At 68.7% G+C, this 11402-nt stretch carries 11 protein-coding genes; 9 read left to right on the top strand and 2 right to left on the bottom strand.

The window, feature by feature from the left end:
• Positions 1-1041, bottom strand: a 1041-nt coding sequence (locus tag LJE69_RS02480; RefSeq protein ID WP_296921148.1) for an ABC-F family ATP-binding cassette domain-containing protein, incomplete at its 3' end; no start/stop codon positions are given.
• A 288-nt stretch (positions 1042-1329) separates the two neighbouring features.
• On the opposite strand from LJE69_RS02480, the gene LJE69_RS02475 reads away from it, so the two are divergent.
• From LJE69_RS02475 to LJE69_RS02460, 4 genes are all read left to right on the top strand, one after another.
• Positions 1330-2037: a Crp/Fnr family transcriptional regulator gene (locus tag LJE69_RS02475; RefSeq protein ID WP_296921146.1), complete on the top strand. Its 708-nt coding sequence runs from the start codon at positions 1330-1332 to the stop codon at positions 2035-2037.
• Between the two features lie 545 nt (positions 2038-2582).
• Positions 2583-3035: a DUF6858 family protein gene (locus LJE69_RS02470; RefSeq protein WP_296921145.1), complete on the top strand. Its 453-nt coding sequence runs from the start codon at positions 2583-2585 to the stop codon at positions 3033-3035.
• Between the two features lie 123 nt (positions 3036-3158).
• The gene (locus LJE69_RS02465; RefSeq protein WP_367114617.1) at positions 3159-3629 is read left to right on the top strand and encodes a NifB/NifX family molybdenum-iron cluster-binding protein; all 471 of its coding nucleotides are present in this window, start codon (positions 3159-3161) and stop codon (positions 3627-3629) included.
• Between the two features lie 221 nt (positions 3630-3850).
• On the top strand, positions 3851-4234 hold the full coding sequence (locus tag LJE69_RS02460) for a hypothetical protein (RefSeq protein ID WP_296921143.1): 384 nt from the start codon (positions 3851-3853) through the stop codon (positions 4232-4234).
• A 74-nt stretch (positions 4235-4308) separates the two neighbouring features.
• Here LJE69_RS02460 and LJE69_RS02455 read toward each other — a convergent pair whose 3' ends face one another.
• Positions 4309-5025: an OmpA family protein gene (locus LJE69_RS02455; protein WP_296921141.1), complete on the bottom strand. Its 717-nt coding sequence runs from the start codon at positions 5023-5025 to the stop codon at positions 4309-4311.
• A gap of 313 nt (positions 5026-5338) precedes the next feature.
• Between LJE69_RS02455 and LJE69_RS02450 the strand changes: the two genes are divergently transcribed.
• The 5 genes from LJE69_RS02450 to cydC all read left to right on the top strand — a co-directional run bounded on the left by LJE69_RS02450 (position 5339) and on the right by cydC (position 11215).
• Positions 5339-6124 carry a DUF1295 domain-containing protein gene (locus LJE69_RS02450; RefSeq protein WP_296921138.1) on the top strand — a complete coding sequence of 262 codons (786 nt, stop codon included), beginning with the start codon at positions 5339-5341 and terminating at the stop codon, positions 6122-6124.
• Between the two features lie 52 nt (positions 6125-6176).
• Positions 6177-6839: a DUF6134 family protein gene (locus tag LJE69_RS02445; protein ID WP_296921136.1), complete on the top strand. Its 663-nt coding sequence runs from the start codon at positions 6177-6179 to the stop codon at positions 6837-6839.
• A 41-nt stretch (positions 6840-6880) separates the two neighbouring features.
• On the top strand, positions 6881-7417 hold the full coding sequence (locus tag LJE69_RS02440; RefSeq protein WP_296921161.1) for a lipocalin family protein: 537 nt from the start codon (positions 6881-6883) through the stop codon (positions 7415-7417).
• A gap of 295 nt (positions 7418-7712) precedes the next feature.
• Positions 7713-9473, top strand: a complete 1761-nt coding sequence (cydD, locus tag LJE69_RS02435; protein WP_296921134.1) for a thiol reductant ABC exporter subunit CydD — start codon at positions 7713-7715, stop codon at positions 9471-9473.
• Positions 9470-11215 (top strand): thiol reductant ABC exporter subunit CydC, encoded by a 1746-nt coding sequence (gene cydC / locus LJE69_RS02430; protein ID WP_296921132.1) that lies wholly within the window; start codon positions 9470-9472, stop codon positions 11213-11215. Before cydD ends, cydC begins: the two co-directional genes overlap by 4 nt.
• Positions 11216-11402: the final 187 nt, after the last annotated feature.

Raw genomic sequence — 11402 nt, 5'->3', positions numbered from 1 at the left:
CAGGGTGCTCAGCCCGTCGATCACGGGCGTGTCGCCGCCGTCTTTGCCATAGCCGAAGCGCACGCCCTCGGCCTCGACAACGAGCTTGCCGCTGCGCTCGCCGCTGTCCAGCCGGAGCCTGGCGCTGCCGGGACCGGCACGGCGCTCGCTGCGCTCGGCGCGCATGGCCTGGAGCGCCCGCACCCGGCCCTCGTTGCGGGTGCGCCGCGCCTTGATGCCCTGGCGAATCCAGACCTCTTCCTCGGCGAGCTTTTTGTCGAAGCGCGCGCTGGCCACCGCCTCGGCGTGCTCGCGCTCGGCGCGACGGCGCTGGTAGTTGTCGTAGTCGCCGGGCCAGTCGGTGAGGCGGCCGCGGTCGAGCTCCAGGATGCGGTTGGCGAGCCGGCGCAGGAAACGTCGGTCGTGGGTGATGAACAGGAGGCTGCCGCCAAAGCCGAGCAGGAATTCCTCCAGCCATTCGATGGTGTCCACATCGAGGTGGTTGGTGGGCTCGTCGAGCAGCAGCAGGTCCGGCTCGCTGACGAGCGCGCGGGCCAGCATCACGCGCCGGCGCAACCCGCCGGACAGCGCCTTGTAGTCGGCGTCCGCATAGAGCCCGAGCCGGCTGATGACGCGCTCGGCGCGCTGCTCGATGGCCCAGCCGCCCTCGGCCTCCAGTCGTTGCTGCACGGCGGCGAGCCGCGCCAGGTCGGTGTCCGATGGCTGCTCGGTCGCTGCCAGCTCATGGCTCAGCGTCAGATACTCGGCGGCGGCGGCCCCCAACGCGCCGAGACCGTCCATCACCACGTCCAGCACCCGCTCGCCCGCGTCCGCGGGCGCTTCCTGCGCAAGCCGTGCGATGCGCACGCCGTCGGCGCGCCGCACCTCGCCGGCATCCGGCTGCACCTCGCCGGCGATAATGCCGAGCAGCGTGGACTTGCCGGCGCCGTTGCGCCCGAGCAGGCAGACACGCTCCCCCAGCTCGATGCCCAGATCGACGCCGTCGAGGAGATTGGGCGCGCCGTAGGACAACACGACGGATTGCAGCGAGATCAGTGGCATGGGAGGGACTCAGGCAACGGTGGCATGGAGCTTGACGCGCGGTCACACGAGCGGGCAACCGGAACACGAAATCGTTTAGACTTCAACAATTGTCATTGAGGGAGCGCTGCGCGGGCAGCTTTCCCGCCCGGGACAGGACGTCCCGCCGTTTGCAGTGGCCGACGAGCTACTGAAAAACGGAGGCACCGCGAAGCCGCGTCTTGCGCTGCCGTGCTGATCTCGGCTATGGATGGCCGATCATCGGCAGTCTATGGACTGCAATTGTACAGTGCGAGGTTTCGAGACCACATGGTGAAGTCCGTGACACTGCGTGAGGCCTGGGCCGGTGAGGCCGATTGCCGCAACTGCACGTTGCGCACCTCGGTGCTGTTCGCCGGGCTGAACGAGAAGGATTTCGACCTGATCCACGACCCCATCGATCAGTTCGACCTGAAGCCGGGCACGGCGCTGTACAAGACCGGAGATGTCGGCGAGCACATGTACACCGTGCGCTCCGGCGCCATCAAGCTGGTGCAGTACCTGCCGGACGGCAGCCAGCGCATCGTGCGCATCGTGCGCAGCACCGACGTGCTAGGCCTGGAAGCGCTCCTGGACCAAGGCTACCACCACGACGCCGTGGCCCTGCAGCGCTCCGAGGTCTGCCGCTTCCCGACACGGGTCGTGCGCAACCTGAGCCGCGACAATCCGGGCCTGCATCGGGAGCTGATGTCGCGCTGGCAGCGTGCGCTGAACGAGGCCGACGCCTGGCTCACCGAGCTCTCCACCGGCTCCGCCCGGCAGCGCGTCGCGCGCCTGCTGCTGCGCCTGGTGCGCGACCGTGAGTCCAGCGAGTGCGAGCTCTTCAGCCGCGAGGACATGGGCGCGATGCTCGGCATCACCACCGAGACCGCGAGCCGCACCATCGCCGGCTTCAAGCGCGAGGGGCTGCTGGTGGAGTCGCGCCCCAACAGCTTCCTGCTGGACATCCCCAACCTGCGTCGCATCGCCGAGGACTGAGTGGATCTCGAACGGCTCAGGCGCGCCGGAGACTGGCCAAGAATCCGTCGTAGGTCGGGCTGAGGTGCGAAGCCCGACAGGGCGCACAACATAACCGCCTGATTGTCGGGCCTCCTTCGTCGGCCCGACCTACAAGAGAGCGCGTTTGTCGGTGACGAGCGCGAATACTTGCCCAATCTCTCCGGCGTGGGAGCGCCACTGCCTTTGGTGGCGCGACGACGGCAGAGAGGTTGCCTGCCGCTTGGCAGTTGCTCGGGGCATGGTGCGCTGTCTTGTCGCCGGTTGCAGCACCAAGCGTGCCGCTACCACAAGCGCTGCCACGGCTGCCGCCTCCGTAGGCGGCGCATCGATCCTTGTCCGGCGTCTCGGCGCCGTCAAAAATGCCCTCAGCCCTCCCGTTAGACGCCGCCGGCGCGTGGGGCCATTGAGGCATTTCAATGTCGGGGCAACCACTTGCGGGCAAGATGCGCGCTATTCCGCGCGCACCGGGACGCCGGCTTGGCCGCGTCCGCCGTTACGGCGCCGACCGCCCGAGGATCCTTGCCGTGAAGCAGACGTTGTTGGAGGAGAGATATCCCCTGTTCATCATGGAGCTCGGCCGCGACGAGACCGAGCTCGCCGACATCGACGCCATCTGCAACTACTTTCGCCGCTGCATCGAGGCGCACCGCTGCGCCCGGTTCATCGCGGAGTTCGATCACTACGCCCACACCCGCGGCCTGCCCGAGGGTGACGTCGCCGCGGACATCCGCGCCGCGAGGAACATCATCTTCTGCTTCGGCATCTCGCTGCCGAGCGCCCAGATGCTGGCGGTACGGCCACGCTCCATCGGCGTCGCCGAGACGGACCAGGGCTTCGTGATCAGCTTCATGGAGACGCCCATGCCCATCGCCAACGCGGCGATGGAGGACTGGGCCGAAGGCCTGCGGCGGGAGTCACAGGCGTCGCCATCGATCACTGCCGCGGAGCCAGCGCGCGGCCCCGGCAGGGCTCCCTGAACATAGCGCTCTGCACGCACCCGACACGCGAACCCACTGCGTCCCTGGCGTGCAGAGCGGCTTGAACCCCGAACACCCGGCCACGCCGGCCCACTGCCGGCCCATCCAGAGACCGAACAAACCATGCGCATTGCCGTTTCCAGCCAGAATTTCCGCACCATCACCGGCCACGCGGGCAAGTCGCGCCGCTTCATCATCTATGACGTGAGCCCCGGCCAGCCACCGCAGGAGGTGGACCGCCTCGACCTGCCCAGGGAGCTCTCGCTGCACGAGTACCACGGCGACGACCACCCGCTGTTCACCGGCAACCTCGACGCCGTGCTCACGGCCAGCGCCGGCGCCGGCTTCCTGCAGCGCTTGGGCAGCCGCGGCATCCAAGTGATTACCACGGCCGAGAACGACATCGAAAAGGCGCTCGCCGCGCTCGCGAGCGGCGAGGCACTGCCGCCCGCCGCACCGCACGACCACGACCACGACCACGACCACGACCACGATGACGGGCACGACGATGGACGTGGCCATGGTCACGGCAATGGCGGTGGACACGGTCGCCGCCACGGAGCCGGGCGGAACGTCGATCTGCCGAGCCGCTGACGCGCACGCCAGTTCGCCCAGCCCCCTCGATCCCGCGCGCAACGCCCCGAGGGGCCAAGCCCCACGCAGCACCTTCCATCCTTGCCGCGGGCAGCGCCCCACCAGCCCGCGGCGCTTGACGGCCCGACACGGGCCGCTGACCATTGCCGGTGCGCCGCGCAAGGACCCAACCCCGCCCGGACGGCGCAATCGGGTTTCTTGACATCGTCTTAGGCCCCGCCATGCGAAGCTTCCCTACCTCGTCCATGCTGCTACTCGCTGCCAGCCTGGCAACGGGCCTCGCCGGCTGCGCCAGCGGCCGCATGGGCCCGCTGCCGCCGCTCACATCGTCGGAGCCCGCGGCGAGCGTGATCGTCCAGCGCAGCAAGTCCCTCTGGGGCGCACCAGCGTCGATGCTCTTCAGCATCGACGATCGGCGCGTCTATGCGTTGCGCTGGGGCCAGCAGTTCAGCTTTCTCATCGACCCCGGCGAGTACCGCTTCGGCTACGACCTCGGCTTCAACAATTGCCAGCAACGGGTGATCCTCGACCCGGGTGTGCATTATGTGCTGCGCCTGACGCCGGTGTGCCAGATCGACCTGATGCGCTACAGCGAGATGCGCTGAGTTTCACAGTCTCGAAGCGCATCCGCCAATCTCCAGGTACCCGAGCTCCGGCACAAGCGTACCCGATAGGTCCGTCAGCTGGTCTGGGAGACGATGGGCGTGATGGTGATATCCACGCGCCGGTTCAGCGTGCGGCCGTACTCGGTGTCATTGGTGGCGACGGGCCGCAACTCGCCATAACCTTCGCTGGTGAGCCGTTGCGGGATCACCTGATCCGCCAGCAGGTAGGACTGCACCGCCGCCGCGCGACGCTCGGACAGGTCCTGGTTGTACGCCTCGCTACCGGTGTTATCGGTGTGGCCGGCGATGTCGAGCCGCGTCTTGCCGTACTTGTTCACGACGGCGCTGATCTTGTCCAGCGTGCTGTAGAAGCCGGGTTTGATGGTGGTGGAATCGACGTCGAAGGCGGTGCTGCTAGTCATGCTCACCAACAGGCGGTCCTCCGGCAGGGCCTCGACGCGGATGTCGCCGCGGGCGATCTCATCCGCCAGCACGCGCTCGAAGTCGCGGCGCTGGCGCTCCATGTAGTTGCCCACCAGACCACCGGCGATGGCGCCACCGACGACGCCGATGAGTGCCCCCTTGCCGGCATCCGCGCTGCGCGAGCCGAGCAGCGCACCAGCCGCGGCCCCGGCCGCGGAGCCGATGGCGACACCGGCCTCGGTCTCGGTGAGCGGTCGGCGGTTGCCGAATTCGTCGGTGGCGCAGCCGGCGAGCGCAATGGCGGTGGCCGCCAGCAGGGCCAGGGAGGCGGCACCGAACCGGGTGGCGCGGGATCGTCGAGAATACATCTGAGCAAATTCTCCTAGGGCATTGGCCAGGTTGGCATTCGTTGGGCGTGCCGGCACCAACGCCGGCACACTTTGCATGGTATCAGCGTGCGGGCTGCGCCCTTGTGTTGGATGGGGTGTTGCTCAATGTTTGCGCATTCCAGGAGCCCGGACTCGGTCGACACCACAGTGCGCCCTATGCCGTCAATGGACAGCGATCATCCGACACCGAATACAGCGCGGCCCGTGACGCCCCCGCTTCAGGGCGCGCATGAGGGCGCGCATCGCCGTGCTTGCCGCTTGCACTCGCCTGCGTCCTCAGAGGTGCCAGACCATGTTTGACTTGCAGATCTACGCCGCCGGTCTGGCGGTCGTACTGGCGATGGCGGTCGCCGCCTGGCTCGCGAGCATCCGCAAGCACGACGTGAGCATCGTCGACTCGTTGTGGTCACTGTTCTTCCTGGCGATGACCATCACCTACATCGCGCTGGCGCCGGCGCTGGCCGAGCGCGCCTACCTGCTGCTGTTCCTGGTGACGGTCTGGGCGGTGCGGCTGTCACTGTTCATCACGCTACGCAACTGGGGCGAGCCGGAGGACCGCCGCTACCAGGCCATCCGCGCCGACAACGAGCCCGGGTTCTGGTACAAGAGCTTCTACATCGTCTTCGCCCTTCAAGCGATCCTCGCCTGGATCATCTCGCTGCCACTGCTGGGCGTCGTGCTCGGTGCAACGCCGCTCGGGTGGCTCGACTTTGCGGCTGTGGCCCTGTGGCTCGTGGGCTTCGGCTTCGAGGCCCTCGGCGACCAGCAGCTGGCGCACTTCAAGGCCGACCCGGCCAACCGCGGCAAGGTGCTGGACACGGGGCTTTGGCGTTACACCCGCCACCCGAACTACTTCGGTGAGGCCTGCCTGTGGTGGGCCTACTACGGCTTCGCAGCGGCCGCCGGCGCCTGGTGGACCATCATCGCTCCGGTGCTGATGACCTATCTGCTGCTGCGCGTGTCCGGTGTGGCGCTGCTGGAAAAGGACATCGGCGAGCGCCGGCCTGCCTACCGCGACTACATCCGCCGCACCAACGCCTTCTTTCCGGGGCCGCCGAAGGCGCCGGCCGATGCCTGAGTCCACCGCGCCCCGCCTCTGCGGCGGGCCACCCGCTAACGAGGTCTGTCCGATGACGCCATCACTCGCCAACACCGGATTGCCACGCGCAGCATCCGCCGCGCTGCTTGCCAGCGTACTTGGCGCAGGCAACGCCCCCGCGGCGGAGCAACTGCGCTTTCAGGTCTACCTGGACGATCGCCCCATCGGCGAGCACCGTTTCAGCATCGCCGACAGCGGCGCCACGACGCGAGTCACCAGCCGAGCCAGTTTCGACGTGGACTTCCTATTCATCAACGCCTACCGCTACCGGCACACGAGCAACGAGGTGTTCCGCAACGGCTGCCTCGCCGCCATCGACGCCAGCACCGACGACAACGGCAAGCGCTATGCGGTGAGCGGCGAGTCCGTAGACGGCGGCTTCCGCGTCCAGGGCAACAACGGCGTCGAGCGCGCCGACGGCTGCCTCAAGACATTTGCCTACTGGGACAAGGATTTCCTCAGCAACACCCGGCTGCTGAACCCGCAGACAGGCGACCTGGAACCCGTGCGCGTGCAGCCGAAAGGGCGCGATACCATCGAGGTGGAGACCGGCCGGCAGGTACCGGCAGAGCGCTATGCGCTGAGAACCGACGAGCTGACCATTGAGCTCTGGTACAACGACGAGCTCGGCTGGGTCGGTCTGGAAAGCGACACCGGCAAAGGCAGGCGCATCATCTACCGGCGCGTCCTCTGACGCGGTGCACGCGAGCAACCCGGACCATGCGCCAGCACCCCATTCACCGCCGCGCCGCCGCCCTGCTGGCAGCGCTGGCGCTTATCCTCATCACCGGCTGCGTAGAAGGCGGAGGCGAACCGATGGAGACAGTCCCGTACGTGGACCTGAAGCGTTTCATGGGCGATTGGTACGTGGTGGCCAACATCCCGACCTTCGTCGAGAAGGGGGCGTACAACCCGGTGGAGAGCTACAAGCTCAACCCGGACGGCACCATCGCGACGACCTTCACCTTCAACAAAGACGGCTTCGACGGGCCGCTCAAGACCTACCACCCCAAGGGCTTCGTGCTGAACAAGGAGACCAACGCCCACTGGGGCATGCAGTTCATCTGGCCGTTCAAGGGTGACTTTCGCATCATCTACCTCGACGACGACTACCAGACCACGGTCATCGGCCGCGCCAAGCGCGACTACGTCTGGGTCATGTCCCGCACGCCGGAATTCAGCGACGCAGAATTCGACAAGATGAAGGCGTTCATCGAGTCCGTCGGCTACGACGCCAGCAAGCTCCAGCGCTGCCCGCACGAGACCGGCTGAGGCGCCGTTGCGCTTGCGCGCCGCATTCCTGCTGTCGCAGGGGCTCACAGAACGGCAAACGGCGTGAACGCGTAGATCCGGCCGACCGCCAGGAGGCCCGACGACGCCGCTGCCGTCGGGCTTCGCTATCGCTCAGCCCGACCTACGCGCTTGCCCCAATGCGATGCCGTATCGAAATCGGCAGCGGGATCGGCAACGATCCCGCTGCCGATTTCGATCGATGGACCTGGGCCCGGGGCTTCTCTACACTCCGCCGCGCGGCATCCCCTTCCTCACCCCGGTAGTACGTCATCCCATGTCCGCCCGCGACCTGCTGAAGGCCCAGAAGTCCCTCGCCGCCCGCTGGCTCGGGCTCACCGTCGCGCTGGGCCTTGGCGGCGGCGTGCTGATCATCCTCCAGGCCTGGCTCCTTGCCCACGTTATCGACGCGGTGGTCTTCGCCGGCGCCGGTCTAACGGCCGTCGCACCCTGGCTCTGGCCGCTGCTCGGCATCTTCCTGCTGCGTGCCGGCATCAGCTGGGCCGGCGAGCAGACCGCCTTCCGCGCCGCCGGCGCCGTGAAGCTCGCCCTGCGCGACCGCGTGGTGCGGCACATGCAGGCACTGGGGCCGGCGTGGCTCGCCGGCCAGCGCAGTGGTGCGCTGTCGGAAGACCTCACCCGTGGCATCGATGGCCTGCAGGACTACTACGCCCGCTTCCTGCCGGCGATGTCGCTCACCATGCTGATCCCGCTCGCCATCCTGCTGGTGGTCATGCCGCTGGACTGGCTTTCAGGGCTGGTCATGTTGTTCACGGCGCCGCTGATCCCGTTCTTCATGATCCTGATCGGCCAGAGCGTGGAGTCCGTGAACCAGCGCCAGTGGAAGCAACTCGCGCGCATGGGCGCGCACTTTCTGGACGTGATCCAGGGGCTCACCACGCTCAAGCTCTTCAACGCCAGCCGGCGCGAGGCGGCCGTGATTGCCCGGATTTCCGACGACTACCGCCACAGCACCATGCAGGTGCTCAGGCTCGCCTTCCTGACCTCCGCCGTGCTGGAGTTCTTCTCCACCCTCGGCATTGCCATCGTCGCGGTGTTCATCGGCTTTCGGCTCTACCACCTGGACCTGCCGGTGCCGGATATGCTCACCCCGCCGCAGGTGAGCTTCTTCGCCGGCTTCTTCGTGCTGCTGCTGGCACCGGAGTTCTACCTGCCCCTGCGCAGCCTCGGCACCCACTACCACGGCCGCATGGAGGCCATCGCCGCCGCCGAGCGCCTGGCGGCGATCCTGGACACGCCGCTGCCGGAGCGCCCGTCCGCACCCGCCCCGCTGCCGCCGGACGCACGCTTCGCGGTGCAATTCGAGGATGTCCACTTCCGCTATGAGGCCGGCCGCGAGGCGCTCGCCGGCGTCAGCTTGCGCATCGCACCCCGCGAGCGCATCGCGCTGGTGGGGCCGAGCGGGGCCGGCAAGACCACGCTGGCGAGCCTGCTGCTCGGCTTCGTGCGGCCGACGCGAGGGCGCATCCTCGTAGACGGGCAGGACCTGAATCACCTGGACCTGGACGACTGGCGCCGGCGCCTCGCCTGGGTGCCGCAAAGCCCGCGGCTCTTTGCCGGCAGCATCCGCGACAATATCCGCCTCGGCCAGCCCGACGCCGACGACGCCGCGGTGCGCGCCGCCGCCGAGCGCGCCTTCGCGGCGGAGTTCATCGAAGCTCTGCCCAACGGCTACGACACCGAGGTCGGCGAGCGCGGCGCCGGTCTCTCCGGCGGGCAGATCCAGCGCATCGCCCTGGCCCGGGCCTTCCTGCGCGACGCGCGGCTGGTGGTTCTGGACGAGGCCACCGCCAGCTTGGACCCCGCCAGCGAGGCGGCGGTGCAGCGCGCCGTGGACGCGTTGGCCGTCGGGCGCAGTATGCTCGTCATCGCCCACCGGCTCGCCACCGTGCGCGACGCCGACCGCATCCTAGTCATCGACGGCGGGCGCGTCGTGGAGCAGGGCGACCACGCCACGCTCACGGCCCGGGACGGCCCCTACCGCCGCATGGTGCGGCTGCTGGAGGCCGCGGCATGACCGAGTTGCTCCGACTCTGGCACCTGTTCCGGCCCTACCGCGGCTGGATGCTGGGCGGCTTCCTGATCGCGCTGGTGACGCTGCTGGCCAACGTCACCCTGCTCGCCATCTCGGGTTGGTTTATCACCGCCATGGCCGTGACCGGCGCCGCAGGCGTGGCCATGAACTACTTCACGCCGGCGGCCATCATCCGCGCCAGCGCCATCGCGCGCACCGCCGGGCGCTACTTCGAGCGGCTGGTGAACCACGACGCGACCCTGCGCCAGCTCGCCGGCCTGCGGGTCTGGTTCTACCGCCACCTGGAGCCGTTGGCACCGGCGCGGCTGCAGCAGTACCACAGCGCCGACCTGCTCTCGCGCATCCGCGCCGACGTGGACGCGCTGGACCACTTCTACACCCGCGTGCTGGTGCCAGTGCTGGTGGCGGCGGCCGCCGGCATCGGTTTCTTCATGTTCGCGGCCCTGTTCCACGTCGGGCTCGCGCTGCTGCTGTTGGCCATGCTGCTGGTGGCGGGCGTGGCGATGCCCTGGCTTACCCGGCGGCTCGGGGTCGAGCCCGGCCGCCGGCTGGTGGAGACGCAGGCCGAGCTGCGCCGGCTCGCGATAGACGGCACCCAGGGCCTGTCGGAGCTGTTGGCCTATGGCGCCGCAGATGCCCATGCCGCGCGCCTGGACGCTGTCAGCCACGAGGTCGTCGACCGCCAGCTCGCCATGAGCCGCATCGAGGGCCTGTCCGCCGCCGCCGTGGGCCTATGCGCCAACCTCGCCCTATTCGGCGTGCTCCTGTTCGGCATCCCCCTGGCCCGAGAGGGCACGCTGCCGCCGCCGCAACTGGCCATGCTGGCGCTGTTCGCCCTGGCCACCTTCGAGGCGGTGGCGCCGCTGCCGCTCGCCTTCCAGCACCTGGAGCTGACCCTCACCGCGGCGCGGCGGCTGTTCGCGGTGGTGGACGCCGAGCCCGCGGTGACCGACCCGCCGGGGCCGTCGCCACGGCCGACGCGCAACGACATCGCCGTCCGCGCTCTCCGCTTCGGCTACCCCGGCGCCGCGCGGCCGGCGCTGGACAGGCTGGATCTCGACGTGCCCGAAGGCAGCCGCACCGCCATCGTCGGCGCCACCGGTTCCGGCAAGACGACGCTGTTCAACCTGCTGCTGCGCTTCTGGGCGCCCGATGCCGGCGAAATCTCGCTCGGCGGCGCGCCGCTGGCGGCCTTCCGCGGCGAGGATCTGCGCGAGCGCATTGCCCTCGTGTCGCAGCACACGCATCTCTTCGACGCCAGCATCCGCGAGAACCTGCTGCTGGCGGCACCGAACGCCCCGCAGGGCAAGCTGGAGCAGGCCTGCCGCACGGCGCAGATCCACGACTTCATCGCCGCGCTGCCGGACGGCTACGACACCTGGGCCGGCGAGACCGGCGTGCGGCTCTCCGGCGGCCAGGGGCGGCGCATCGCCATCGCCCGGGCGCTGCTGCGCGACGCGCCCATCCTGCTGCTGGACGAGCCCACCGAGGGCCTCGACGCCGGCACCGAGCGGGCGCTGATGGATGCGCTGCGCGTCCTGATGGCGGGTCGCACGGTGCTGATGATCACCCACCGCCCCGCGGCTCTGGCGGACATGGACCGCATCCTGGTGCTGCATGAGGGGCGCGTCGTCGAGCAAGGCACCCACGCCGAGTTGCTGGGCGCCGAGCACTACCCGCGGCTGCTCGGCCTCGACGCGATGCTCGCCGAAGTGGACGCCTGACGGAGCCTGCGCCGAGTGCACGGTCGGCATCCGCCGGCTTGACGTTCCTCACCCGCCGGAAGAACCATTAATTTTGCACCAGGTAACGGCTTAGGATTACAGAGAATAGTCAACACGTTTCGCAAACGCCATCCCCGATATCGTGCCGCCATCCCCGGACATATGGAACCGGTTAGCTCTTATGGAC

Source organism: Thiohalocapsa sp. (assembly GCF_022340605.1).
GTDB lineage: Bacteria > Pseudomonadota > Gammaproteobacteria > Chromatiales > Chromatiaceae > Thiohalocapsa.
The sequence above is the reverse complement of the archived record's forward strand: the minus strand, read 5'-3'. Positions and strand labels throughout refer to the sequence as shown.